At 54.9% G+C, this 25,156-nt stretch carries 22 protein-coding genes; 13 read left to right on the plus strand and 9 right to left on the minus strand.

Annotated features, from left to right (window positions below; genetic code table 11):
* The first annotated feature begins 33 nt into the window (after positions 1-33).
* From SPI6313_RS11490 to SPI6313_RS11520, 7 genes are all read left to right on the plus strand, one after another.
* Positions 34-1,089: an acyl-CoA dehydrogenase family protein gene (locus tag SPI6313_RS11490; RefSeq protein WP_139276621.1), complete on the plus strand. Its 1,056-nt coding sequence runs from the start codon at positions 34-36 to the stop codon at positions 1,087-1,089.
* Positions 1,090-1,136: 47 nt separating this feature from the next.
* The gene (locus SPI6313_RS11495; RefSeq protein WP_072621125.1) at positions 1,137-1,703 is read left to right on the plus strand and encodes a Uma2 family endonuclease; all 567 of its coding nucleotides are present in this window, start codon (positions 1,137-1,139) and stop codon (positions 1,701-1,703) included.
* Positions 1,704-1,760: 57 nt separating this feature from the next.
* Entirely contained in the window at positions 1,761-2,786 is a 1,026-nt protein-coding gene (locus tag SPI6313_RS11500; RefSeq protein ID WP_072621126.1) for an ABC transporter permease, read from the plus strand.
* Positions 2,787-3,005: 219 nt separating this feature from the next.
* Positions 3,006-3,962 (plus strand): SPOR domain-containing protein, encoded by a 957-nt coding sequence (locus SPI6313_RS11505; RefSeq protein WP_072621127.1) that lies wholly within the window; start codon positions 3,006-3,008, stop codon positions 3,960-3,962.
* Between the two features lie 50 nt (positions 3,963-4,012).
* Entirely contained in the window at positions 4,013-4,669 is a 657-nt protein-coding gene (locus SPI6313_RS11510; RefSeq protein ID WP_072621128.1) for a PspA/IM30 family protein, read from the plus strand.
* Between the two features lie 76 nt (positions 4,670-4,745).
* The gene (locus SPI6313_RS11515; protein ID WP_072621129.1) at positions 4,746-5,783 is read left to right on the plus strand and encodes an ABC transporter ATP-binding protein; all 1,038 of its coding nucleotides are present in this window, start codon (positions 4,746-4,748) and stop codon (positions 5,781-5,783) included.
* Entirely contained in the window at positions 5,780-6,577 is a 798-nt protein-coding gene (locus SPI6313_RS11520) for an ABC transporter permease (protein ID WP_072621130.1), read from the plus strand. Before SPI6313_RS11515 ends, SPI6313_RS11520 begins: the two co-directional genes overlap by 4 nt.
* A 46-nt stretch (positions 6,578-6,623) precedes the next feature.
* Here SPI6313_RS11520 and amt read toward each other — a convergent pair whose 3' ends face one another.
* Positions 6,624-9,260 carry an ammonium transporter gene (gene amt, locus SPI6313_RS11525; protein ID WP_245788719.1) on the minus strand — a complete coding sequence of 879 codons (2,637 nt, stop codon included), beginning with the start codon at positions 9,258-9,260 and terminating at the stop codon, positions 6,624-6,626.
* Between the two features lie 476 nt (positions 9,261-9,736).
* A complete protein-coding gene (hisG, locus tag SPI6313_RS11530) occupies positions 9,737-10,384 on the minus strand; it encodes an ATP phosphoribosyltransferase (RefSeq protein WP_072621132.1) in 648 nt (215 codons plus the stop codon).
* Between the two features lie 117 nt (positions 10,385-10,501).
* Here hisG and rppA point away from each other — a divergent pair, with 117 nt between their 5' ends.
* Positions 10,502-11,179, plus strand: a complete 678-nt coding sequence (rppA, locus tag SPI6313_RS11535; RefSeq protein ID WP_072621133.1) for a two-component system response regulator RppA — start codon at positions 10,502-10,504, stop codon at positions 11,177-11,179.
* A gap of 307 nt (positions 11,180-11,486) precedes the next feature.
* Positions 11,487-14,312, plus strand: coding sequence for a sensor domain-containing protein (locus tag SPI6313_RS11540; protein WP_072621134.1), 2,826 nt, complete (start codon positions 11,487-11,489; stop codon positions 14,310-14,312).
* 11 nt (positions 14,313-14,323) lie between these two features.
* Here SPI6313_RS11540 and SPI6313_RS11545 read toward each other — a convergent pair whose 3' ends face one another.
* The 3 genes from SPI6313_RS11545 to map form a co-directional block, all read right to left on the minus strand.
* A complete protein-coding gene (locus SPI6313_RS11545) occupies positions 14,324-14,914 on the minus strand; it encodes a chromophore lyase CpcT/CpeT (RefSeq protein WP_072621135.1) in 591 nt (196 codons plus the stop codon).
* A gap of 4 nt (positions 14,915-14,918) precedes the next feature.
* Entirely contained in the window at positions 14,919-16,070 is a 1,152-nt protein-coding gene (locus tag SPI6313_RS11550; protein WP_072621136.1) for an esterase-like activity of phytase family protein, read from the minus strand.
* Between the two features lie 69 nt (positions 16,071-16,139).
* On the minus strand, positions 16,140-16,973 hold the full coding sequence (gene map / locus SPI6313_RS11555; RefSeq protein ID WP_072621137.1) for a type I methionyl aminopeptidase: 834 nt from the start codon (positions 16,971-16,973) through the stop codon (positions 16,140-16,142).
* Positions 16,974-17,124: 151 nt separating this feature from the next.
* Between map and SPI6313_RS11560 the strand changes: the two genes are divergently transcribed.
* A complete protein-coding gene (locus SPI6313_RS11560) occupies positions 17,125-18,252 on the plus strand; it encodes a hypothetical protein (RefSeq protein ID WP_072621138.1) in 1,128 nt (375 codons plus the stop codon).
* Here the strand turns inward: SPI6313_RS11560 and SPI6313_RS11565 are convergent.
* Both SPI6313_RS11565 and SPI6313_RS11570 read right to left on the minus strand, forming a co-directional pair.
* Positions 18,249-19,043, minus strand: coding sequence for an ABC transporter permease (locus SPI6313_RS11565; protein ID WP_139276622.1), 795 nt, complete (start codon positions 19,041-19,043; stop codon positions 18,249-18,251). The genes SPI6313_RS11560 and SPI6313_RS11565 overlap by 4 nt on opposite strands.
* Positions 19,040-22,000 (minus strand): UPF0182 family protein, encoded by a 2,961-nt coding sequence (locus tag SPI6313_RS11570; protein ID WP_072621139.1) that lies wholly within the window; start codon positions 21,998-22,000, stop codon positions 19,040-19,042. The genes SPI6313_RS11565 and SPI6313_RS11570 overlap by 4 nt, the downstream gene beginning before the upstream one ends.
* A 94-nt stretch (positions 22,001-22,094) precedes the next feature.
* Between SPI6313_RS11570 and SPI6313_RS11575 the strand changes: the two genes are divergently transcribed.
* On the plus strand, positions 22,095-22,448 hold the full coding sequence (locus SPI6313_RS11575; protein WP_072623107.1) for a rhodanese-like domain-containing protein: 354 nt from the start codon (positions 22,095-22,097) through the stop codon (positions 22,446-22,448).
* A 65-nt stretch (positions 22,449-22,513) separates the two neighbouring features.
* On the plus strand, positions 22,514-23,608 hold the full coding sequence (gene hrcA / locus SPI6313_RS11580; protein ID WP_072621140.1) for a heat-inducible transcriptional repressor HrcA: 1,095 nt from the start codon (positions 22,514-22,516) through the stop codon (positions 23,606-23,608).
* A gap of 130 nt (positions 23,609-23,738) precedes the next feature.
* Here hrcA and SPI6313_RS11585 read toward each other — a convergent pair whose 3' ends face one another.
* Positions 23,739-24,149 carry a DUF4278 domain-containing protein gene (locus SPI6313_RS11585; protein ID WP_072621141.1) on the minus strand — a complete coding sequence of 137 codons (411 nt, stop codon included), beginning with the start codon at positions 24,147-24,149 and terminating at the stop codon, positions 23,739-23,741.
* Between the two features lie 90 nt (positions 24,150-24,239).
* The gene (locus SPI6313_RS11590) at positions 24,240-24,422 is read right to left on the minus strand and encodes a DUF4278 domain-containing protein (protein ID WP_072621142.1); all 183 of its coding nucleotides are present in this window, start codon (positions 24,420-24,422) and stop codon (positions 24,240-24,242) included.
* A 214-nt stretch (positions 24,423-24,636) separates the two neighbouring features.
* On the opposite strand from SPI6313_RS11590, the gene SPI6313_RS11595 reads away from it, so the two are divergent.
* On the plus strand, positions 24,637-25,065 hold the full coding sequence (locus SPI6313_RS11595; protein ID WP_072621143.1) for a VOC family protein: 429 nt from the start codon (positions 24,637-24,639) through the stop codon (positions 25,063-25,065).
* The last annotated feature ends 91 nt before the right edge of the window (positions 25,066-25,156 follow it).

Consider the following 25,156-nt stretch of genomic DNA (forward strand, 5'->3'; position numbering starts at 1 on the left):
ACAATACAAAAGCGTTCTTTTCAGGCTTGTGTTGTGACTTCTCGCGTCTTGTCCCCCCAATTTGTTGAATTAACCCCACCCCCGGAACGGATGGAGCGAGAGGCGATCGCTCTCCGCCGGGGGTGGTGGGCGTTGGGGGCGCAGGGTTGGTTAGCGGCGAAAGTGGCGACAGCATGGGGTGGTTTGGGTTGGAGCGATCGCGCCTTCTACGACTATCAATTAGACCTCACCCGCCATTCCGGAACCCTAGCTTTTCTTCAAACCCAACACCAAACCGCTGCATCCTTCATCGCCAACGGCCCTAATTCAACCCTGAAAACCGCGATGATTCCCGCCATGGCGCGGGGTGAGGTGGGCGTGGGGGTGGGCTATTCTCACTTGCGGCGATCGGGGGAACCGGTGCTGCGGGCGATGCCAACGGATGACGGGTACAAGCTGACGGGCGCGATTCCTTGGGTGACGGGCTGGGAAATTTTTGAGCAGGTGGTGGTGGGGGCGACGCTGCCCGATGGCGGCGCGGTGTTTGGTTTGCTACCCCTTCAGGATGAACCGGGATTGCAGTATTCGGAACCGATGCCCCTCGCGGCGATGAATGCGACCCAAACCGTCAGTGCTCAGTTGACCGCTTATCCATTAACCAGCGATCGCCTCCTCGCCCACCATCCCCCCGGTTGGATTCACCGCAAAGACCGCCAAGGCATTCTCAACGCGACGGCCTTCGCCTTGGGCAATGCGCGATCGGCGTTGGATGTAATCGAGGCGCGATCGCCCGATACGGCCCTGTTCGATTCCCTCGTCACCGCTTGGCAACACCTCTACGACACGATCATCACTGCTAAAACCGATCCCACCACGACCCCAGAACAGCACTACTCCTGGCGCGGGGAGGCGATCGCCTTTGCGGGACGGTGTGCCCATCTGGCCATCACGATTTCCAAAGGAGCCGCCAACAGCCTCGACCATCCCGCCCAACGCATCTATCGAGAAGCGATCATGTTCACCGTGACGGGACAAACCCCGGCCCTGATGGCTGCCACGCTGGATGCGATCGTGCGATCGACCGATCCGAATCAGCCCAAGCCTGAATGAATATAGTACGATAGAACCAAGCTAAACATCACCCAGGTCTAGAGACTATGGTTGCAAACCTCAACCCCAAACACCATTGGACGATCGCCGATTTAGCCTTTTTCCCCGATAACGATCATCGCTATGAAATTATCGCAGGAGAGTTATACGTGACCCGCGCTCCTCACTGGAAACATCAAAACGCCATCAACAACCTTGGAACCTATCTCACCCTTTGGGCGAAACAGCATCAACAGGGCAAAGTCTTGACCACGCCTGGTTTGATTTTTTCGGGGGAGGATAATGTGATTCCAGATTTGGTGTGGATTAGTGATGAACTGTTGGCGACTGCTGTGGATGAGTCGGGACATTTTACGGCGGCTCCGGAATTGGTGGTGGAAGTTCTGTCCCAAACGCCGAGGGATATCATGCGCGATCGCCAAGTGAAACTCAAACTCTATTCGCGGGTGGGGGTGCGGGACTATTGGATCATCGATTGGCAGCAGCAACGGATTGAACTCTATCGGCGATCGCAAGCCCACTTAGAACAAGTCAGCACCCTATTCATTGAAGATCAACTCACCTCACCCCTGTTTCCAGACTTCACCCTTGCCGTGGCTGACATTTTTAGCTGATCGGGGGCGATCGCAGTTGGGGTATTGTTAAACACAGCGATGTTCCCCCCCCCTTGCATGTCCCGCGCCAAAGCCCTCCAGTATTACCTCCTGACCCGCATCTTGCTCGCCCCCTTGATGCTGCTCACCATCGTTTCGGTGGTCTTTCTCCTCCTCCGCGCCACCCCCGGCGATCCCGCCGATGCCATCCTCGGCAACCGCGCCCCCGAAGCCGCCAAAGAAGCCCTCCGCGAACAACTCGGCCTCTCTCAACCCCTCCCGATCCAATACCTCAGCTATCTGATTAGCCTGCTCAAGTTCGACCTCGGCACGTCGATCACCAGTCGCGGTTTACCCGTGTGGGATGTCATCCGCGATCACTTCCCCGCCACCGTAGAATTGACGTTTTATGGCATGGTGATCGCCGTTGTTTTGGGGGTGAGTATTGGGATGTTTGCGGCCTCGCGGCCGAATACGGTGTTTGATGCGGGCGGGCGATTGTTTGGCATCATTACCTATTCCCTGCCGCTGTTTTGGATGGGGATGGTGTTTCAACTGATCTTTGCGGTGCAGTTTAAATGGTTCCCGTTGGGAACGCGCTTCCCGATTAACCTTGACCCTCCTAGCACGATCACCGGACTCTACACCCTCGACAGTGTGTTAACGGGGAATTGGAGCGCGTTGATCACGGCGTTTCATCATCTGGTGTTGCCCTGTTGTTCCTTGGGGCTGTTGTTGAGTGGGATTTTTGAGCGGATTGTCCGAGTCAATTTAAAGCAGACCCTCCGAGCGGACTATGTGGAGGCGGCCCGGGCGCGGGGCATTGGCGATCGCACCATCTTAATTTCCCACGCCCTCAAAAACGCCATGATCCCCGTGATCACCGTCCTGGGGCTAACCTTCGCCGCATTACTAGGGGGCGCGGTGTTGACCGAAGTGACGTTTTCCTGGCCCGGCTTGGGCAATCGTCTCTACGAAGCGATTTCCCTACGCGATTACCCCACGGTGCAAGGGATTATGGTCTTTTTCGGGGTGATTGTCGTCTTTGCCAGTATTGCGATCGATCTGATCAACGCCTACATTGATCCCCGGATTCGCTATTAACGTGTTGGGAGTAAGGGGCTGATGGAGGTTAACCATTCAATCCGGTCATTGAAAAAGGCTCTCAACCGCTAGCGAGCAAGATGCTCGCATGACGGAATTACCGGATTATTTCCTTAAGTTTCATCAGCCGCCTTGTTTTGCGGGTGATTATCGGATCTGAAGGTCTGGTGTATCCTATTGAACAGGATGACCCTTGGTATCTTTGGATGATTCTGCACCATGACTGACCCGCAAACTAACCTCCATCCCACCTTAGCGACGGCCCTAGCTTGTCTTGATGTTGATGTGGATACCGAGTTGGCTCGCTACCGTCGTCAGCGGCAACAGCATGAGCCGGTTCCCGCCGCGCCGCCGTCCGAGGTGGCAGCGATGACCCCCACAACGCCCACCAGCAAGGGGAAAGATCACGACATTGCCAACTATACTCAAACGCCCCAACGTCAACCCGACCCCGCCACCAGCCCCCAGGACTATCTCGCCTCCTCCGAAAAACTCCTCAAGACCCTCGACCAGGAACCGACCCAACCCCAGCGCAAACCCTGGTTAAACCCCCTGAATGTGGGCGCGATCGCAATGCTCGGCGTGGCGATCGCCCTGATTGTCTTTGCCCTCCGTGAACCGGCTCCCGTGGCTGAACCCGCCGACACAGGCGAGAGCGAAACCACAACGGCCACCGTTCCCTCGGACGTGGGGCCGACGGGGGAACCGCTGGACGTGACCGGCCCGGACTTGGCCGATGATGACACCGACTCCGACCCGAACACCACCGCCGCCGAGCCAAATCCTGACACGGGGGATGCGGGGGATGAGACTGCACCCATGCCCGGCCGGCCGTCGGATCTCACCTCTGCCCTGCTTCCTGATCCCAATTCGCCGATTCCTAGCCCCGATGCCACGCCGGCCACCCCCGAACCTGATCCGGAATCGCTCCCGAATGTGGCCAGTGCTCCCCCTGATAATGACCCGTACTATTATGTGTTGGTGAATTACGCGGGGGAAGCGTCGTTACAACAGGCGCGATCGGCGGTGTCCGATGCCTATCTACGCCGGTTTCCCCAGGGGATTCAGGTGCAGTTGGGGGCGTTTGACAATGCGGCCGATGCGCAACGGTTGGTGAATGCGGTGCAGACTCAGGGGATTGTGGCGCAGATTTACCAGGCTCAAGACTCAGACTAAGGGGTTAGGATGACAAGAAGAGCGGGGCGAGAGTTAAGGGGGAAACAGCGATGAATTTGTTGGGGCGAGCGTGGCAAGTGGTGCAGGCGAATGTGAATCATTGGCTCACCGCAACTGAAGATCCGGCCCAGATGCTAGAGCAGATTGTGGGGCAGATGAGCCAGGAGTTAACCCGGTTGCGGCAGGGGGTGGCGCAGGCGATCGCCACCCAAAAACGCACCGAACGCCAAGCCCACCAAAACGAAGCCGCCGCCGCTGATTGGCATCAACGGGCCCAGCTTGCCCTGAATCAAGGCAATGAAGCGATCGCCCGCGAAGCCCTCACCCGTCGCCAAACCTACCTCGACACGGCGGCACTCCTGCGCACCCAACTCCAGACCCAAACCGCAACGATCGCCCAACTCAAACAAGACCTCCACCGCCTCGAAACCAAATACCATCACGCTCGCCTCAAGCGCGATATGGTGTTAGCGCGGCTCCAATCGGCCCAAGCCAGTCAACGCTTGCAAACCCTTTTAGCCGATACGGAGGACAGTCCCTGGGCGATGTTTGACAAGGTAGAGGCGCAAATTTTAGATCTTGAAGCTCAACGGGACGTGACACAATTGGGAACGTCGGGGCTTGAGGCGCGGTTTCAAACGTTGGAGCAGCGCGATCGCGTCGAAGCGGAGTTAAATCGTTTGAAACTGGAACAGGACAAACCCTAGGCCGACCTTGTGAAGCAATAACCATGGACAGACGAGACAACGGACAACAGGCTGCTGTGATGAGGGCAATAGATCAATGATTGAAGTTGAACACCTCAGCAAACGCTATGGCCCCCATCCCGCCATTGATGACGTTTGTTTTACCGTCGAACCGGGGGAAATTCTCGGCTTTCTCGGCCCCAACGGGGCGGGAAAAACGACGACGATGCGCATTTTGTCCGGCTACCTGCCGGCGACGGCAGGAACGGCACGGGTGGCGGGCTACGATGTCCACAGCCAATCGATGGCGGTGCGGCAGCGGATCGGTTATTTACCGGAAACGCCGCCCCTGTACGAAGACATGACGGTGCGGGGCTATCTCTTTTTTGTGGCGCGGCTTAAGGGGGTCTCGGCGGGCGATCGCGCGGCTCAAGTGGATCTCGCCATTGTGCAATGCAACCTTGAAACGGAACAAGATACCCTCATTTGTCGCCTCTCGAAGGGGTTCCGGCAGCGGGTCGGCTTGGCCCAAGCGATCGTCCATAATCCGCCGGTGATTATTCTTGATGAACCCACCGTGGGCCTCGATCCGCGTCAAATCATCGAGGTGCGCCACCTGATTAAAGGCCTTGCGGGGAATCATACGATCATTCTCTCGACCCATATTTTGCCGGAAGTGAGCATGACCTGCGATCGCGTTGCGATTATCAACCATGGCAAAATCGTCGCCACCGATACCCCTGATACCCTGATGGAAGCATTGGTGGGGAGCCTGGGCTATGCGGTGGAGGTGAGTGGGGCGACGCAACTGCTCACCCAAAAGTTAAACGCGATCGCCGGCGTGCGCGATGTGCAACTGTCGCCCTTGCCCGATTCGGCGCGAATGATTCTGCACATTCATTGCCAAGGCCACAGCGAACCGGGAGCCGCGATCGCCAGCACGATCATCAAGTCCGGCGGCCAACTCCACGCAATGCAACGCACCCGCCCCACCCTCGAAGATGTCTTCCTCGAACTCACCACCGAAGAGGAACCCATTCCCCCCGCCGCAGACCTCGAACCCGACGGGGAACCCATTCCCCCCGCCGCAGACCCCGAACCCACCCCCGAAGCTGCCAACCCAGAGCCAAAATGACCATTTTTGTTAACATCCTTGCCATCTTCCGCAAAGAACTGCAAAGCTACTTTCTCTCTCCCCTGGCCTATGTGGTGGCCGGTGTCTTTTGGCTGCTGTCGGGGATCGTGTTTGTGTATTTGCTCTTGAGTGATCAGGGCATTATCCAAGAAGTGGCCCTCAGTGAACAGTCCGGCATTCCCATGCCGCCGGTGGATGTGCCCTATCTCTTCCTGCTTCGCTATTTGGGGATCATTGGTTCGCTCACCTCCTTCATCGTGCCGTTGCTCTCCATGGGACTTTACGCCGAAGAACGCAAGGCCCACACCCTCGAACTCCTCGCCACTTCGCCGGTGTATAACTGGGTGGTGGCCCTGGGGAAATTGGCGGGGGTGGTGGTGTTTTACATCACGTTGCTGATGCCGATGTTGGTGCTGGAATTCGTTGCCTTTGCCGCCGCCGATCGCCCCGTTCCGCCCGCTGTGCCGCTGTTGGCCCATTTGGCGTTAATTCTGCTCGCCACGGCCCTATTGTCCTTGGGAATGTTCCTCTCTACCCTCACCAGCAGCACGATCATCGCGGCCATTCTGACCTTTACCCTGGTGATTGCCTTGGCGATGGTGGATCTGGTGGCGGAGCAGTTGGGGCAACCTTTTGAAACAGCGATCGCTCACCTATCGTTGATCAAACATTACGACACCATGGTGCAAGGCGTTTTCGACAGCAGCAGCCTCTTCCTCTTCGCCAGCTACATCATCCTCGGCATTTTCCTCACCGCCCAGTCCATCGAACTCCTCCGCTTCCAGCGATCATAAGATCCCATCTGGAGTGTCATCCCGGTACGGGCAGCGTCTCTCGCCGCTAAGGATCGGAGGATGCGATCGCCCCTTCCGGCGTTTGCACCATCGGAATTTCCACAATAAATTCCGCCCCCTGGCCCACCTCAGACTGACAGATCATCCGGCCGTGATGCCGTTCCACCACCACTTGATAGCTAATTGACAAGCCCAACCCCGTCCCCTTCCCCACCTCTTTCGTCGTGAAAAAGGGATCAAACAATTTTGATTGCGTCTCTGGCTTAATCCCCATACCATTATCTAAAATCCGAATCCGCAACCAATCCGCATCGATCATTTGGGTATAGATCCAAATCGTCGGATGCTCACCATCCACAAACTTCCCGCGCTCCCAAGATTCCGCCAACGCATCGATCGCATTGGCCAATAAATTCATAAACACTTGATTTAACTGTCCGGCATAACATTCGACGCGGGGTAAATTCGCATAGTCTTTCACCACCGCAATCGGATATTCCAGCCGAGGAATCGCCGCCTTGAGCCGATTTTTTAAAATCATTAAGGTACTTTCAATCCCCTCATGAATATCCACCTGTTTCACTTCTGCCTCATCTAAGCGGGAAAAGGTGCGCAAGGATTGGACAATCTCTTGAATCCGTTCTGTTCCCATCAAGAGAGAATCTTGTAAGTTGGGCAAGTCTTCTTTGAGGAAATCTAATTCAATGTCTTCAATGAGGTCTTGGAGGTCGTCGGGGATTTCAGGAAATAAGGCTTGATAGCGATCGATGAGTTGAATTAAATCTTCGGTGTATTTTTTGGCATAGACCAAATTACCGGAAATAAAGTTAACGGGGTTATTAATCTCATGGGCGACTCCGGCCACCATTTGCCCAACACTGGACATTTTTTCACTTTGAATCAGTTGGGTTTGGGCCCGTTGGAGTTCTTCGAGGGTGCGCTGGAGTTTGACGCTGTGTTGTTTGTGGCGAATGGCTTCTTCGGCCTGTTTGCGTTCGGTGATGTCGCGAAAGGTTCCGGTAAAAAACGATCGCGCCCCTAAATTTGCCTTAGTTAAGGTCACTTCCAACGGAAACACCACCCCCCCCGCCCGATGGCCAATCATTTCCTGCTGACCATTGTTGAGCAGACGTTTCAAGAGGGTGGCGCGATCGCTGATCGTTTCAGCAGACCAGCCAACCAGATCCGCAATCGACAGCGTTAACAGTTCCTCGGCTGAATACCGAAACACTTTTTCAGCACTGGGATTCGCCGTCAGTACCTGTAACGTCGAAGTATTAAAGGTGACAATTGCATCCGTTGCCGTGCTCACAATCGCATGGGTCTGTGTGATCGCCTCTTCCATCGCCGTCATCACCTGGTTATAGCGAGAGGCAATATGTCCCACCTCCGTAAATGGCGTGACGGGAACCCGTGCGCTGAGATCTTGGGTGCGGGCTTGATAGTCCATCACCTCTAGCAGGTCATACACCTCCGTTTTGGCATCATGTTCTGAGACATTCAGACCCTTGGTTTCATCATCGGCAGAAACCCGCAGCGGAAAGATCCGATTGGTAATGTTCAAAATGATCCAAGTCAAGCCAAACGCCCACAGAAAGCCCACCGCGACCCCTAGCCCTTGCACCCCAATCTGCTGCCAGCGTCCCAAGTCAGTCCCCAATAAATCCAACTGCCCAAAGAACCCCACCGATAGAGTCCCCCAGGCTCCCGCCCCGCCATGCACTGCCACGGCATCCACCGCATCATCAATGCGCCATTGGTTGAGGAGATAAATCACGATGATCATGGCGGCGGCCCCACCGGAACCGATCAAAAACGCGAGGGGGGTGCTGACGGCATGGCAGGAGGCCGTAATGGCGACGAGACCGGCAATGGAACCATTGACGAGGGATTCCACTTTGGGGAGTTTGCGCCGCTTCCAGCCGATGATGGCTGCTGTGATCATGCCGCCGGAGCCGGCAATGACGGTATTGACGATGATGACGGGCACTTGGGGGGTGAGGGCTAGGGTGCTGCCGCCGTTGAACCCCAACCAACCAAACCAGAGCAGCATCGCCCCCAAGACGGAGAGGGGCAGGTTGGAGCCGTGGATGGTTTGAGGGGTTTTGTCTTTGGGAAAACGGCCGAGGCGTGGGCCGATCACCATCAGGGTCGCTAGGCCAATCCAGCCTCCGACGCTATGCACCACGGTTGATCCGGCAAAGTCTACAAAACCCAAATGACCGAGCCAACCGGAACTTGTACCTTGATCCACACCATTCCAGACCCAGTGACCGTAGATGGGGTAGATGAATCCAGAGGCGATCGCAGAGATCACTAAATAGGCATTGAATTTGAGACGTTCCGCCACCGCCCCTGAAACGATCGTGGTCGCGGTGCTACAAAACATCATCTGAAAGAGGAAAAAGGTGGCAATCTGAGGGCTGCCCGTAAAATCCAATAAAAAGCCGGTCTGTCCAATCACACCCCACTGACTGAGTCCAAACATTAAGGCATAGCCAAACAGCCAAAAGATGGTCACGGAAATGCCAAAATCAGCGAGATTTTTGACCGCAACATTGATGTTGTTTTTGGATCGTGTCAGTCCAGATTCAAGACACATGAAGCCTGGCTGCATCAAGAAGACCAGGCCGGCAGAAACAATCACCCAAAGAATGTCAGTCACTGGCGTTGTAGGAGTCACGGTTATGTTGCTATTGTGTCGGGTATGCTACGGAGATGTTGTGATGTGTTATACATTAATTCTGTGGGAGAGAATCAATCGTTTAACAATACTGAATTATTCTTTTTCGACTAAAAATAGAACCGAAATAATAGAATCTGAGCGTGAGGGAAGGGAGAGAATTGATCCGCTGGATGGTTTGTTTTTCGATCATTTTGCATTCCGAAAAAACACGTAACTGGTCGATACTCTCAGGCCGCCTCACTGCTTTATACGGGATTCAGGCTTCGGCAACAGGAGAGTTTGCGGGCCGAGAGCCGATCAAGAGGGTTGGGGGAATTCTACCGGTCACTGAAACGGCGATCGCTGCCCCCACCGATACCCTGGCTACGGCTCTTATGCACAACATTCCAACGTTGACCTTGCCTGTGTCTAATCCCCCCTTGCCGTCAAGGCAGCGAACTAGAAGCTCACTCATCCCCCCTCCACATTCAAGGTTATGGATAAGCCGTGAGGGTGGCTTCGCGAACGGTGCTGACAATGGCGTTGAGTTGCTCAAAGTTGACCCGATAGCTGAGGGGGTGGGCGATGAGATGGGCGGTACTTTCAAACAACACATCGATTTCCACTAAGCCATTTTCGAGCAGGGTGCGGCCGGTGGAAACGAGATCAACGATCGCTTCTGACATGCCGGTAATCGGCCCCAATTCCACGGAACCGGAGAGGGGGATGATTTCCACCGGGAGGTCGAGTTGGCGAAAATAGTCGCGGGCACAATGGACGAATTTTGAGGCGACGCGACCATGGGGCGGCAATTCCAGTGAAGACTGATAGCCGCTGGTTTTGGGCACGGCCACCGAGAGCCGACAGCCGCCAAAGTGGAGGTTTGCTAGTTGGGCGACGTTGGGTTTTTTCTCCCGTAGCACGTCGTAGCCGACGATGCCGAGTTGGGCTTGACCATATTCCACATAGACGGGCACGTCTTGGGCGCGGACGAGGAGGGCGCGGGCGGTTCCGGTGGGGTCGGTGATTTGGAGTTGGCGGGTTTGACCGTCGAGGAAGAGGCTGAAGTCAAGCCCTACGGATTGAAAGAGGCGGATGCTGTCTTTGAGGAGTGCGCCTTTGGGGAGTGCGATCGTCAGCATAGGAGAAAATAGCAGAATAAGGAGTGAGTCATGGGGGCTACGGTGGATACAACGGGGCCTAAGGGTTCAATATACCGTAGTTCAGGATGATTCTTGGGGATTGAATCAGGAGACCAAATGCGAATTTTATTGGTGGATGATGAGGTGGAGTTGACCGCGCCCTTGAGTCAGGCGCTGGGTCAGGAGGGGTATCAGGTGGATGTGGCCCATCGGGGCAGTGTGGGGTTGGCGTTGGCCCAGGCGGAGGGGTATCAGTTGTTGATTCTGGATTGGATGATGCCGTCGCTGTCGGGGTTGGAGATTTGCCAAGCGTTGCGATCACACGGCGATGAAACCCCGGTGCTGTTTTTGACGGCGAAAGATACCCTGGATGATCGGGTGCAGGGCCTCGATGCGGGGGCGGATGACTATTTGGTAAAGCCTTTTGAATTGCGGGAACTGTTGGCGCGGGTGCGGGCCTTGTTGCGGCGATCGCCTGCCCAGTCTTCCCCCCGCTTCACCATTGCCGATCTCGAATTCGACCCGGATAATCGGGTCGCCTATCGGGGCGATCGCCAAATTGATCTCTCAGAAAAAGAAGCGCAATTGCTCTGTTACTTTCTCCAACACCGGGGTCAAGTGCTCACCCATATCACCCTCCAAGCCCATCTCTGGGGCCCCACCGCCCAACCCAACAGCAATGTATTAGCGGCCCTCGTCCGACTCCTGCGGCGCAAACTTGAACATCCCCCCGAAACTGCCCTGATTCATACGGTGTACGGCAAGGGCTACCGCTTTGGCGAAGGAGAACGATGAGCCGCCCCCAGATATAGCAGGGGTCGAGATCGGTAGGACAGGCAAGGAGCTGAAGCCCCTTGTGCCTAAACATACCGTTGTCCGAACCCTCTTTTCCCATTGCTATAGCCCGCTGAGGGAGAGATAACCCACCCTAGTTGTCAGTATGATTACAGATACTCTTCTTTTTCTCTCCCAAGATTATCGAAAAGATAATCAGTATACTGAGAGGGATGCACCCCTCCATCTGGAACCGTTTGATTAATCATAGCCCTATGCTTCTTGGAGAGCAGAAAAACCCTTGAATGTGCTGCTTGGAACTCTTGCGATGGTCGGAGTTTCTCCAGAATTACTGGGGAGTAGTTTCTGTTTAGTCCTGGGCTTTGTCCTGGGTCGCTGGATGCGATCGCGCCCAGCGAACCCTCTGCCCCCCTCGCCCCCCCATGCTCCCCCTCCACCAGAGAGCGGATTAACCCCCCCGCGCCCCTTACCCATCTCCACCACCCTGGATTTAACAAATGATCCAGAGTTAGTGCAAACCCTCTTTGAAGCCAACCCGGCCTTTTTTCTCGCCCTCACGCCTGACGGAAAAATAGCGGCGATGAACACCGCCATGCTCGTCACCTTGGGCTATGAACTCGACGAAGTGCTTGGCCAAGACTACATCAAACTCTGTGTTCCCCCTGAAGAATGGGATCAGGCGGAAGACTTTTTGCTCCAACTCAGCGCCTCTCTGGGCTTGAGTTTATCGGTGAATCAAGTCTTAACCCAGGACGGGGACACCCTAACGGTGGAATGGCAAGCAAAACCGATTTTGAGTCGCGATCGCACCACCTGCGAATTCTTCTTCATGGCCGGCATGGATGTCACCGAACGCGAACGCGCCGAAGCAGAACTGCACCTCCTCCATTGCATTACCCATTCCGTCAGTGTTGCCGCCGACTTTGACCAAGCCCTGCGGGAAGTGTTGGGGATGCTCTGTGAAACCACCGGCTGGGAATTGGGTTCTGTGTGGGTTCCCCATCCCAGCCAAACCCATCTCGAACTCAGCCCCGTTTACTACATTAATTCCACCCTCAACCCCATCACCCAAGACCACCTTACCCAGTTTTGGCACCAGAGCCAAGGGTTTACCTTTGCCATGGGGGAAGGACTGCCGGGCCAAGTTTGGCAAACCCAAACCCCCCGTTGGGTTCCGAATCTGGCCCAACAGGAGCGATCGCCCTTGCCCCGCCAAGACATTACGAACCATTGGGGGATTCGCGCCAGCCTCTTCGCCCCCATCATCGCTGACCATCAGGTGTTAGCCGTCCTGGAATTCGTCATGAGCAAAACCGGCCAAGAAGACCCCCGCTTTGTAGAACTCATTTCCTCCGTCGCGATGCAACTCGGCGGTGTCTTTCAGCGTAAACGGGCCGAAGCCATGTCCCAAGCTGCCGAAGCTAAATACCGCAGCATTTTTGAAAATGCCGTTGAAGGGATTTTCCAGATCGACACTCGCGGCCAGTACCTCAGCATCAACCCCGCCATGGCCCATATCTACGGGTACGACTCCGCCGCCACCTTCTTGGCCGTGCAATCCGAAAATTCTCACCCCCCCTACGTCCAACCTGAACGCTACCAAGAACTCCTTTTGCAACTCCAGATTCATGGTGAGGTGAAAGAATTTGAATCTCAGATCTATCAACAGGATGGGCGGGTGATCTGGATTTCTGAAAATGCGCGGCGGGTGGTGGATAACTTGGCGCAAGATGAGCAAAATCTGCCCCAGGTCTATTACGAAGGCTGTGTGGTGGACATTACCAGCCGCAAACGGGCTGAAGAAAATCTGCGCTACAGCGCCACCCATGATACCTTAACGGGGTTGTGGAATCGGGCCTATTTTTTGCAACAGGTCAACCAGGCGATTCAGGCGGCGCAGTCTCATGAGGCTCAGTTTGCGGTGCTGTTTCTGGATTTGGATGGGTTTAAGTTAGTTAATGATAGTTTGGGGCATTGGCTGGGGGATACGCTGTTGGTGACGATCGCCCGCCTATTGCAGGGGTGTTTGCGCCCGACGGATACCTTGGCCCGTTTGGGGGGGGATGAATTTACGATTCTGATGACCCCCCTGCCCACACCGGAGGCGGCGATCGCCCTCGCCAACAAAATTATCACCACCCTCTCCCAACCCATGCAGATCGGCGGTCATACGGTTTTCAGCGGCACGAGCATCGGCGTTGTCATTGATCACACCTGCTACACCCAAGCCGAGGAAATTCTCCAAAATGCCGATATTGCCATGTATCGCGCCAAAGCCCAGGGCAAAAATCAGGCCGTCTGTTTTGATCCGGCGATGCGACAGACGATTATGCGTCGCCAAAAACTAGACACAGACTTACGCAGTGCGATCGAACGTTCAGAATTATGTTTGTACTATCAGCCGATTGTGGATTTACAAACCTATCAGTTAGCGGGGTTTGAAGCCTTGGTGCGGTGGCAACATCCCGAAGAAGGCTGGTTATCGCCCGCTGAGTTTATTCCCCTGGCGGAGGAGCGGGGCCAAATCCAAGCCTTGGGGGCGTGGGTGCTCAAGGAGGCCTGCCAACAGGTGCAGGCATGGCAGGAGGTGTTTAACCTGCCGCTGCAAATTAGTGTGAATTTATCGAGTCGGCAACTGACCTGGGATTTGAGCGATCGCGTTGCCACGATCCTCGCTGAAACGCGCCTATCGCCCCATCATTTGAAGCTCGAAATCACCGAAACGGCGTTAATGGATGATCCCGAAACAGCGATCGCCATTCTGCGACAACTCAAAACCCAAGCGATCCAACTCTGTATTGATGACTTTGGCACGGGCTACTGTTCCTTAAGTTATCTCGATCACTTTCCCCTCGATGTCTTGAAAATTGATAAATCCTTTGTAGACGATATCCACTATCCCCGGAATGCTGAAATCGTCCGGGCGATCATCGCCTTGGCCCAGGGTCTGAACCTAAGCATCATCGCCGAAGGTATTGAATCTGAACCCCAACTCCACACCCTCTGTACCTTCTGTTGTCCCTACGGCCAAGGCTATTTTTTCTCGCGTCCCTTGAATGTCCAGAACACCGTCGCACTGCTCCATCGCGTGCAACAGGGATTCTCGTTTCTTCCGTCCTCTCTCCGTCGCTAGCCCACCACCGCCTAGGCGATCATTTCAGCGGCGAAACTCGTCCAGCGCTTAAACCGAAATGCCCCCGCCACGGAACCCCACACGGCGGCATCAGTGTCTAGATCGCGCCCCCGATCCCAACTTTGAAAGAGAGCCTCATCAATTTCAAAGGTGCTGTCGAGGTAGGTTTCTTGACCCTTCCGCACGACACGACAGGCTTTCCCCGGTTCCACATTGCCCTTAAAACTATGGCCCGTCCATTGCACGATCATGTTACAGCCAGGCATCAGAGTGAGGCGATCGCCCGTCAAGGCCGTTAACCGTTCCGGCTCCCGACTCGCCCCCCAAAAGTCCTTCTCATCCTTGACGAGAAAATTTTCAATCTCGATGTGATCCCCGACGGTTTTCAAATTCAGCACCCGCAGCCGATAGGGACTATTGAGCATATAGTCGTAGGCCTGTTCCACCATTAAGCTGATCCCGTCGAGACCCGTGGCCGGTGCTTTGCGCATACAGACACGAATATGGGCAAAAAAGGGCGGATTTTCGTAGGCTTGCTCTTGGTTGCTGAAATCCGCCGCCATCCAGCGGGCTAGGGTCAAAACATCGGTGGCATGGGTCATAGCACTAGGGGGTTAATTGTCCTTCCATTAAACGGAAAAAGAGGAAGTGTGTCACCTGTTCCGCGCTGAAATTGTCATCACTGACGAGGACGAGGAGGGAACTGCCATCGGCTAAACGGGGGCCGAGGGTCATGCCTTCGAGGTTGTCGAGGGGGATGTTGAGGGTGCTGAGATCGAGGAGGAGTCGTTTTTTGAGGGGGGCGACGGTGGTGAGTTCACCGCCGAGGGTGGCGATGCGGGAGGTGTCGGTGGCGTTCCCAGCGACCACTTGGAAGAGGCGGGCGGTGTAGCCGTTGAGGGTGAGCGATCGCTCCAAGGTCAGGAGATGGCCTTCTTCATTCAGGGTGAGCAGATCGCTCAAACCATGGGAGAGGGAACCCTCTGGGGCGGGTTCGAGGAGATAGGCATTTTCCGACACCAAGACCGGATCACCAAAGGGATTAATCAGATAATGCAAGAGCCGAATGCGATCGCGCCCATCGGTGTCGGTGCGGCGCTCGTCTTGGGTGAGGTGGGATTCTGGCGCGGTGAAGAGGCGAAAGGGATCGTCTGGTGAAAGCCCTGTCCACTGCACATCTAAGGATTCTAAGCCCAGATTATTTCGGATGCCGTGGGGTGGATCGGGGTCACGGATCGGGGTGGCGGGGAGAAAGCGGGCGGGGAGTCTGAGCGATCGCAGGGCTTGGCCCGTACTGGGGTCAAACTCTTGAATCCAGGGGGCAATATCGCGGTTGAGGTTGCCTTCACTGCTGATCATCAGAGTATGGCGGGGGGTGAAGGCGATGCCTTCCGGGTCGAGGGTTCCGGGGGCGAAGGGTTCGCCGTTGCTGTCTTTGAGGGTGATCACTTGGTCGAAGCTGATCCGAGCGATCGCGCCGTCCGCGTCGTTCTGTTCAATCTGAAACCGATAGGCGCGGGCGGGGGCTTCGTTGCTGCGATCGTCGGAAATGGCATAGAAGGTTTCGGTGGTGCGATCGTAGGTCAACCCCGACAATCCGCCGATGGGTGTGCCGTCTAATTCCTGTTGAGGCAGCGTCACCGAATTGATCAACTCCGCCTGCAAAGGTAAAAATTGCCGTTCCTGCGCCACACTGGGGGCGCAGGCGGTTAGCAGTACACAACAGAGCAGCACTATTAAACGCACCATAATCTTCATTTCAAAATGCTTGTTCCGTTGATTTTGCCATAATCCACCGCTGCTCTGTGGAGGGCAGCTGGGGAGCACTCAGGCTTGAAAGGGGGTGCGATCGCTCAAAATTTCATGGCCGTTGGCGGTGACGAGCACCGTATGTTCAAACTGGGCGGAACATTTTTGATCGGCCGTCACCACTGTCCAGCGATCGCGCAATGTCCGCGTCAGCTTCGACCCCGCATTAATAATCGGCTCAATCGCTAACGTCATCCCCGGCTTGAGCACCTCGTTCGGCAGTTCATCCGTGCGAGCATGGAACACCGCCGGCGGTTCGTGCAAATTGCGCCCCACCCCGTGACCCGTAAAATCATCCACAACGCTGTAGCCGTAGGGCATAACATAATCTTCGATCGCCCCGGCAATATCTAGCAGTCGATTCCCCGGTTTCACCTGGGCGATGCCTTGATAGAGGGCTTTTTCCGCCACCTGCATCAATTTCAGTCGATTCGGTTTAACGCGACCGACTGCGATCGTGATACAGGAATCGCCATGGTAGCCATCCTTAAACGCCCCCGTATCCACTTTTAAAAGATCCCCATTACGAATCACCGCCTTCCGGCTGGGAATCCCATGCACCACCTGATCATTTAAACAGGCACAGATCGAAGCCGGAAACCCATGATAGCCCTTAAAACTCGGTGTAGCTCCCTCGGCGCGAATCTGTTCTTCGGCGTAGGCATCAAGATCGGCGGTGGTCATCCCCGGCTGGACGCGATCGGCAACCCCTTGCAACACCTTCGCCACAATCCGACTCGATACGCGCATCCGTTCAATTTCAACGTCAGATTTCAATTCAATGCCGCGCCGGGTACGGCGGAGGGGCGGCAGGGCTTGACCAGGGGAAAACAGATTAGAGAGAAAGTTCATAAACTAGGAAAATCGAGAAAGCGGCAGCGTTCTCTAGTGTACCGACTTCTCTTGAACTTTTTGGGTCAGGATAGCGAAAACTCGTGTTATTGTAGTCCCAATTTTAAGCATTCACTTTATTTTTAAGCGGCGTTTTTACCCAATTACAACCATGACAGCTATTGAAATTTTTCCGGTGCAAACCCCTGAACAGTTCGAGCAATTTTTTGCAGTGCCCTTGCAAGTGTATCGGGATGATCCCCATTGGGTGCGACCGTTGGACAGCGGGGTGCGCAAACAATTTAGCCCAGAGAATGCGTTTCTCACCTATGGGGAAATTCAGCCCTTTGTGGCGATTAAGGATGGTGAACCGGTGGGGCGAATTGTGCCGTCGATTAATCGCCGTTTGATCGAGCGGGAAGGGGAACAAATCGGGCTGTTTGGTTTTTTTGAAGTGATTGACGATGACGATGTGGCGGCGCAACTCTTCGCAGCGGCGGAACAGTGGTTACGCGATCGCAATATCACCCGCATCCGTGGCCCGATTGATTTTTCCACCCACAATAGCTGTCTTTTCCTCGCTGATGGGTTTACCGATGATCCCCACATCCTTACCCCCTACAATCCCTCCTATTACATCGACGTCATGACCCGTCTGGGTTGGGAAACGGCGAAGGATGCCTACGCCTACAGGATGGACTTGAGCAAACCTCTCGATTCTCGCTTTGAGCGATCGTATCAAATCGCCTTAAAATCCGGGATTACCTTCCGTAATTTGCACATTAAAGGGGAAGCCTTCGAGCAAGATTGCCGTACCTTATACAACCTCTTTACAACGATGTTTGCAAATAATTGGAGTTCAAGCCCGCGCACCTGGGACGAGTTTTGGGAAGAGGCCCAGGATCTAAAAACCTTGGTTGATCCTGATATTTTTCCCGTTGCGGAAGATCAGGGCAAAATGATCGGATTTTGTATGGCGTTGCCGGATTACAATATTGCTTTAAAACAGGTCAATGGCAAGTTGAATTGGTTGGGAATTCTCAAGTTTCTCTGGTATCGCCGCCAGATCGATCGCGCCCGTGTGATCGCCATTACAGCCCTCCCTGAATATCGCCGTAAAGCTGTGCCGCTCGCGCTCGTTCACTTGCTGATGGCACAGGGTACAAAACCAAGCAAACCCTACAAAACCGCCGAGCATTCCTTTGTCTGGGAAGATAATAAACCGTCACGCCATCTAATCGAAGTGACGGGGAGTGCGATCGCAAAAACCTACCGCATTTTTGAGAAAGCGATCGCCTAAGCTCCCATGCCGGAATACTGTTTCAAGCCGCGCCGCCAGAGGAGGCGATTGACAAAGAAGAGACCAATACACCAAAGAGCGATCACCAAAAAGCCCCGTCCGAGATCCACCGGAAACCCAACGAAAATCGCCGCCGGAAAATAGAGGACATAGGGAAACGGGGTCCATTGCACAATCCGCAGCATCGATTCCGGGAACACATTCAGTGGTGCAATATACCCTGAAAAAAACAAGTAAAACAAAAAGAAAAACTGTTCTAAGGCACTGGCGCGTTCTGTCCAAAATGCCATCATTGCCAGGGAATATTGCAGCAAAAACCGCAGCAAAAACGCCGCCAACGTTGCCGCCACACCCCACAGCACCGCCGCCCACCCCGGCCACACAAACACCTGGGGATATAAGGCATAAATTAGCCCAATTAAAATCAACAAAAACGGCAGCCGTGCCACCCGTTCCGAGAGATGACCCGCCACATGGTGCCACACGGGATCAATGGGTTGCAGCAGCCGTAATGAGAGCTTTCCCTGTACCACTTCTTTTTCAAATTCCCACACCACCCACACCAGGGTAAATTGCCGCACCAAAAACACCGTTACAAAATAGCGGGCAAACTCCAAACTGGTTAGCCCAAATTGTCCCGTCCCCGCTGCCTCAATCCAGACTCCCATTAAGATCAACGGCAACGAACCCGACAACATCCAAAACAAAAGTTCGGCGCGATATTCCACCATATAGGCGTAATACACCGAGAGGAGGACGCGGCTTTTTTTCACAATCCAGCGAATTGTCATGGGGCAACGGTGGGGGAGGGGTCTGGGGTAGAGGGGATTGGGGTGAGGAGTTCGGCGGGGGTATCGACGGAGCGGCGAATCACTTCTGGGGTGTCGGGGGTGGGGGAGGGGGTGAAGAGTTCTTGGAGGGCTTGGTCGAGGGTTTTGGCCATGACGATGGTGTTGTCGTAGGCGACGATGACGCGGGCGAGGGTGGGGACGCTATTTTGTTCGGCTTCGAGGTAGAGGGGTTCGACATAGAGTAGCGCATCTTCGATGGGGATGACGAGGAGGTTGCCTTGGACGGCTTGGGAGCCTTGGGTATTCCAGAGGGAGATTTGTTGGGAGATTTCGGGGTCTTGGTTGATCAGGGCTTCGATTTGGGAAACGCCGAAGACGAGTTTTTGTTTGGGGAATTGGTAGAGGAGGAGTTTGCCGTAGTTGTCGCCGTCGGAGCGGGCGGCGAGCCAGGCGATTAGGTTGGGGCGGGCGACGGGGGAGTAGGGATGGAGCAGGACGAATTCGGCGTTGTTGGCGGTGGGGAGCCGCATGATCAGGTGATAGGATTCCACGGGTTGGGTGGTGTCGGCGTAGATTTCTTGGGGGATGGCCCATTGGTCTTCGCGGTTGTAGAAGACGCGGGGTTCGCGCATGTGGTAGGTGAGGAGGCGTTCGGATTGGGTGTTGAAGAGGTCGGCGGGGTAGCGGAGGTGCGATCGCAACGCGGGCGGCATCTGTTCTAAGGAGCGGAAGAGTTGGGGAAAAATCTTATGCCAGGTTTGAATGATCGGATCGGTGGGGTCAGCGATGTAGAAGGTGACATCACCGTTATAGGCATCGACGACGACTTTCACGGAGTTGCGAATGTAGTTGTAGGGGTTCTCGCCGGGATCGGAGTAGGGGTAGCGATCGCTCGTCGTATAGGCATCGATCATCCAATACAAATAATTCCCCTCCCCCGATGTCTCCGGCTGATCCTCCACATCCGCCACGACTAAATAAGGATCGCTGTCATAGCGCAAAAACGGTGCAATTTCCTGCAACCGTCGGGTAATCGTGCGGCGGAACAACAGCCGCGTTTCCGGCGTGAAGTTTTCCGTAAACAGCATGGGCCAATCCCGCAAATAGGCCGCAAACACCCAACGCCGCCACAGGGAATCTAAAGCGATTCCCCCCGTACCATCGTAGGTATTCAGCACATTATCCGCCCCGCTGGGAAAGTCAAATTCCTGCACCTTCGTGGAGGTCAGAATATGGGTGTGGGTCAGTTCGCCAAAGTAAATCCGCGGCCGACCGAGGGGAATACTCCCCGGCACGAGGTCATCCGCGATTTGTAGCTGCCCCGCATCGGCTTCCGTGCCAATATCCTGTACATCGTAGGCCGGTAGCCCCCCTTCCCCGACACGATTCACAGGCGACAGGGTGAACCCGTAGCCGTGGGTGTAGACCAAATGCTCGTTCACCCAGGTTTTGGTCACGCCTTCGACTTTGTCGTAGTCCAGTTCGCGGGGGGCGATGATCATCTGTTGGGTTTGAGTTTCGATCGTACCGTCGTCGAGATAGCGTTGGATCGTGTAGCGATCGATGTCGGCATCGTTAAAACTGTAGTAGAGGCGAATTTCTTGGAGTTGGCGGTTGGCTTGGAGGAGGGGGCGGGTGTCCCAGAGGCGGATGTTGTCGATGGTGGGGGGGTTGGCTTCGATTTGGGCGAGGCTGAGGGTGTCTTGGGGGTCGAAGGTTTGGGCCTCGATCGCATCGAGGCCGAAGGCGTTTCGGGTGGCGGCGATGCTGCGGGTGAGGTAGGGGGTTTCTCGTTCGAGTTCGTTGGGCTGAACGTTAAAGCGTTGCATGGCGCTGCTGAGGGTGAGGCCCAGGAGGGAGGGGATCAGGTAGAGGATGATGATGTTGCGGCCGACGGTGAGGAGGCGACAGTCGCGGGGACGGCGGCGGGAGGTGGATTGCCAGATCAGCCCGATGCCGATGCCCAAGGCGATGCAGCCCAAACCGATTTCCCAGGGGAGTTGGAGATTGACATCGGTGTAGCCTGCGCCGTAGACTGCGCCCCGTGTGGAGTAGACGCGCTGAAAACAGGTGACAACGTGCTGAAGGGCGATCGCACCCATCATCACCCCACCCAAGCGGTAAAGATGGCGCAATTGGGGCGGGGAAAAGCCCGGAAACCGTCCTTGGGACAGGCTATCACCGGACAGGAGATAGACCAGCAGGCAGGCGATCAGGGTCACAAGCGCCAACCCAGCAAACCAGAGGGACATCAATTCAATCACCGGCAGGCGAAAGAGATAAAAACTAATGTCCAGGTTGAAGAGGGGGTCACGCTCATAGAACGGGGTGGCGGACTGCCAGGTGAGGAGGCGCGTCCAATGGTTGGTGGCTAAATAGCCCAAGAGCACCACTACCACTAGCCCCAAGCCACGCACCATCCACTGCACCCGCACGATGATGCCCAGGGCGATCGCTGCCACAATCAGCCAGAGCCGAGTGTGATCGGGGGCAAACAGGGCAATCAGCGATCGCCAACTCAGCGTCGGCGGCAGATCCGGGGTCAGGGTGGGAACCGATGACCCCAGCCACCCGTATTGAAACGCCACGTAGGCATACTGCACCGTCAGCCAGCCCAAGAACACCGCCAAACTGACGGTAATCGGCAACAACCAGCGCAGGGACAGGGATTGGGCCTTGGGGGGAAGGGGCAGCGGGCCCAGGGGGCGATTGTCCACCGGCGCGGGGTGGGGGTATTGGTGGCGATCGCACCAAGCCAAATTTTTAAAATAAAACAGCGCCGAAAGCCCACTTACCCCCACCCAGAGCAGCACCTGAGTCTGCATCCGCGTCCAAAACGCCGCCTGGTAACCCACCTCTTCAAACCACAGAATTTGCGCGATCAGAGCAATGCCGCGATCGGCCAACAGCAGCCCCACCACGATGAACCCTAGGATTATTCCCCGTTTACCCACCATACTCCTTTGCCCTGATCCCGATAGAATGGACGAATCGACATCATCTATCATTCGTCATTGCGCGTTTAATATTCTCTACAATTTTGACTCTCCCATGCACAGCCATTCTGACCCCCTTCCGAGTATTTCCGTCACCGATCTGGCCCAACGTCTCGCCGCAGGCGATGATACGCTCCAACTCATTGACGTGCGAGAAACCGAAGAAATCGCAATGGCAAGTCTGCCTAATTTTCAAGTTTTCCCCCTCAGCACCTTTGCCCAATGGTCAACGACGCTCCCCCAAACCCTTGATCCCCATGCAGAAACCTATGTCCTGTGCCACCACGGTATGCGCTCGGCGCAAATGTGCCAATGGTTACGGAGCCAAGGATTTACCAATGTTACAAATATAAGGGGCGGCATTGATGCCTATGCCAGTCTGGTTGATCCAGCGATCGCTCGCTACTGATTCATCCCCTCTTGTCCGTAGCCTCACCGAATAATAAATTTTTTTAATCTCCCAAGACTTTGACTATGCCAGGTCACGATCAACTCAGTGAGCGACAACAACATATCCTGTGGGCAACGGTGCGGCGGTATGTTGCCACCGCCGAACCGGTCGGCTCCAAAGCGTTAGCCGACGAGTACGATTTTCAAGTCAGTTCCGCCACGATTCGTAATACCATGGGTCGCCTCGAAAAGGTGGGCTTGCTCTATCAACCCCACACCTCCGCCGGGCGTGTCCCCTCGGATTCAGGCTATCGGGTCTATGTGGATCAATTGATCACCCTTAATGATCTGTCGGGCCAGCACCTCCGCGCCCTCTATCAGCAAAAACTGGACTGGCAAACCTATCACCTCGAACAGATTCTCCAACGGGCCGCGCAGATTCTCGCCACCCTCAGCGGCTATATTGCCCTGATCACCCTGCCCCACAACACCAACCAAACCATCCAGCATCTTCAGGTGTTGCCGATTAACGACACCCAAGGAATGTTAATTATTGTCACCGATGCCTACCAAACCCAATCGGTGCTGCTGGATTTGGAAACGCTGCTGGGATTAGAGGCGATCGCCGACGATGACGATTGGGCGATCGAAGATGAACTGCAAATCCTCTCCAACTTCCTCAACCAAAAATTGCGCGGCCAAGCCCTCGCCACCCTCCAACAGGTCAACTGGCAAGAACTCGGCGAAGAGTTTCGCCGCTATAGCAACCTCGTGCAGCAGGTGTTAACCGAGGTTCTGCGCCGCTGTCAAACCCCGACGGTGATGCCCATCTTGATCCACGGGTTCGCCGAAGCCCTGCGCCAACCGGAATTTTCCGAAGTGCAGCAGATTCAAGCCCTCCTCCATCTTTTGGAAAAAGAACAAGAGCAACTCTTTCCCCTCATGTTCACCGCGCCAGCCCCCACCCCGCAGCGGGTAACGGTGCGCATCGGCTCGGAAAACTCCCTCGAACCCCTCAACAGTTGCACCCTCATTTCTGCCCAATATTCCCATGGCACAACCCCCGTGGGCAGTGTGGGGTTAATTGGCCCAACACGGATGCTCTACGAAAATGCGATCGCCCTCGTTGAATCCACCGCCCAATACCTCACCGACTCCCTCACCAACGGCCTCGCCTAACCGGAGCGATCGCCCTAACCCACCGATTAACGTAATGTCATGTCCCTAGAACACATTGCCCCAGAATAAAAGCCCAGACAAGCTGGGCTTTAGAGTCAACGGCAGCAATCAGACGGATTGACATCTTTAGTTAAGATGCAAGCTGTTCTGATTCCTGTTGGAGTAGCGAGACGAGGGAATCATCGCCACGGTTTTGTGCCACTTGAATCCGTCGCTCTAAATCTTGTTTGATGTTGTCGAAGTGAACAGCAGAAAAAGCGTTTTGGGCCTTGGGGGCATGGGGTGGGGAAGAAGAACAGTGGCAAGAGCGAGCGATCGCCGCCAATTGTGCTTTGATTTTAACCTCGGTTTGAATTTCCGGACAGCGTTGATAAGTCACGCCGCGATAGCACAAATTAGACTTAGGCTCTAGAGCGGGAACATGGCGCGGATAGCGTAAATGATACGCTTGACTGCGGTATTTCCCGCTCAACTCACTTTCACTCACCTCCAAGGAAAGAGAATGGCAATTATGCTGAACGCCACGATAACAAAGCTGCATAGTGATTTAAATCCGTGATTGCTAAAAAAGTTTGAATGAGTTAAAAACGATGGGAACTTAATGCAACCCTGACCCACATCGTCACACCATTTAATGTGTGTAGCGAATGCCGCGATAGATCAATTGGTGATCCTGCTGAAGGGTTTGAGCATATTGACCATAGCGATGAACACGCCAAGGAGCGCCACGATACTGTCCGGCAACTTCGCCTTCTTTAACATCCACTGTCGTATGTTGAGGCTTATAAATGACGCCACGATAAGATAACTGCATTTCTCTTCCTCCGCAAACAATTCTGTATCTAATCTAACAATTTACCGCCGTTGACCGGCTTAATGTTACGAAAATTTGACATAGTGGAGCGATCGCCCCAGCCAATCAGGCCCTCATCCAGGCAATCCCCACGGGCCAGTTTATGCCCCGATCGTCAACCACTGGCCCCAAACTTGTTAGGCTAGATCCATTTTCAAGATCCACCTCGAACGCTATGACCGCATCTTTATTTCACCTGGCGATCCCCATTAACGACATTGACCAGGCTAAAACGTTCTATGTGGAGGGTCTCGGCTGCACAGTTGGGCGCGAATCCCCCCAAGCGATAATCCTCAATTTCTGGGACCATCAAGTGGTGGCCCATGTCACCCCCGATCCCCTCACTCCCCAAAAGGGCATCTATCCCCGTCATTTTGGCCTCATTTTCCCTGATGAAGCCGATTGGGAAACCACCCTCGATCGCGCCAAAACCCACAATCTCCAGTTTCGGGAATCGGAGAAACGCCGCTTTCCTGGCAAGGTGACGGAGCACCGTACTTTTTTCCTCGAAGACCCTTTTTATAATCTTCTGGAGTTTAAATACTATTGCCACCCGGAGTCGATTTTTAGCCCTCAGGAGGGGGCACAAGTGGGCGATCGCTAACCCTCACCCCAGTTAATTCCCTCGTGCAAGGGGCGAAAGCACCCTGATCTGCTCACCACGGAACAATAGGCAAGGCGGCTGATGAAACTTA

The sequence above is a fragment of the Spirulina major PCC 6313 genome (assembly GCF_001890765.1).
Lineage (GTDB): Bacteria > Cyanobacteriota > Cyanobacteriia > Cyanobacteriales > Spirulinaceae > Spirulina > Spirulina major.

What these genes read in the sequence shown, in the direction of transcription:
- SPI6313_RS11495 (WP_072621125.1), top strand. Translation starts at nt 1,137, where the DNA reads ATGGTTGCAAACCTCAACCCCAAACACCATTGGACGATCGCCGATTTA.
- SPI6313_RS11500 (WP_072621126.1), top strand. Translation starts at nt 1,761, where the DNA reads ATGTCCCGCGCCAAAGCCCTCCAGTATTACCTCCTGACCCGCATCTTG.
- SPI6313_RS11505 (WP_072621127.1), top strand. Translation starts at nt 3,006, where the DNA reads ATGACTGACCCGCAAACTAACCTCCATCCCACCTTAGCGACGGCCCTA.
- SPI6313_RS11510 (WP_072621128.1), top strand. Translation starts at nt 4,013, where the DNA reads ATGAATTTGTTGGGGCGAGCGTGGCAAGTGGTGCAGGCGAATGTGAAT.
- SPI6313_RS11515 (WP_072621129.1), top strand. Translation starts at nt 4,746, where the DNA reads ATGATTGAAGTTGAACACCTCAGCAAACGCTATGGCCCCCATCCCGCC.
- SPI6313_RS11520 (WP_072621130.1), top strand. Translation starts at nt 5,780, where the DNA reads ATGACCATTTTTGTTAACATCCTTGCCATCTTCCGCAAAGAACTGCAA.
- hisG (WP_072621132.1), bottom strand. Translation starts at nt 10,384, where the DNA reads ATGCTGACGATCGCACTCCCCAAAGGCGCACTCCTCAAAGACAGCATC.
- rppA (WP_072621133.1), top strand. Translation starts at nt 10,502, where the DNA reads ATGCGAATTTTATTGGTGGATGATGAGGTGGAGTTGACCGCGCCCTTG.
- SPI6313_RS11540 (WP_072621134.1), top strand. Translation starts at nt 11,487, where the DNA reads ATGGTCGGAGTTTCTCCAGAATTACTGGGGAGTAGTTTCTGTTTAGTC.
- SPI6313_RS11545 (WP_072621135.1), bottom strand. Translation starts at nt 14,914, where the DNA reads ATGACCCATGCCACCGATGTTTTGACCCTAGCCCGCTGGATGGCGGCG.
- SPI6313_RS11550 (WP_072621136.1), bottom strand. Translation starts at nt 16,070, where the DNA reads ATGAAGATTATGGTGCGTTTAATAGTGCTGCTCTGTTGTGTACTGCTA.
- map (WP_072621137.1), bottom strand. Translation starts at nt 16,973, where the DNA reads ATGAACTTTCTCTCTAATCTGTTTTCCCCTGGTCAAGCCCTGCCGCCC.
- SPI6313_RS11560 (WP_072621138.1), top strand. Translation starts at nt 17,125, where the DNA reads ATGACAGCTATTGAAATTTTTCCGGTGCAAACCCCTGAACAGTTCGAG.
- SPI6313_RS11565 (WP_139276622.1), bottom strand. Translation starts at nt 19,043, where the DNA reads ATGACAATTCGCTGGATTGTGAAAAAAAGCCGCGTCCTCCTCTCGGTG.
- SPI6313_RS11570 (WP_072621139.1), bottom strand. Translation starts at nt 22,000, where the DNA reads ATGGTGGGTAAACGGGGAATAATCCTAGGGTTCATCGTGGTGGGGCTG.
- SPI6313_RS11575 (WP_072623107.1), top strand. Translation starts at nt 22,095, where the DNA reads ATGCACAGCCATTCTGACCCCCTTCCGAGTATTTCCGTCACCGATCTG.
- hrcA (WP_072621140.1), top strand. Translation starts at nt 22,514, where the DNA reads ATGCCAGGTCACGATCAACTCAGTGAGCGACAACAACATATCCTGTGG.
- SPI6313_RS11585 (WP_072621141.1), bottom strand. Translation starts at nt 24,149, where the DNA reads ATGCAGCTTTGTTATCGTGGCGTTCAGCATAATTGCCATTCTCTTTCC.
- SPI6313_RS11590 (WP_072621142.1), bottom strand. Translation starts at nt 24,422, where the DNA reads ATGCAGTTATCTTATCGTGGCGTCATTTATAAGCCTCAACATACGACA.
- SPI6313_RS11595 (WP_072621143.1), top strand. Translation starts at nt 24,637, where the DNA reads ATGACCGCATCTTTATTTCACCTGGCGATCCCCATTAACGACATTGAC.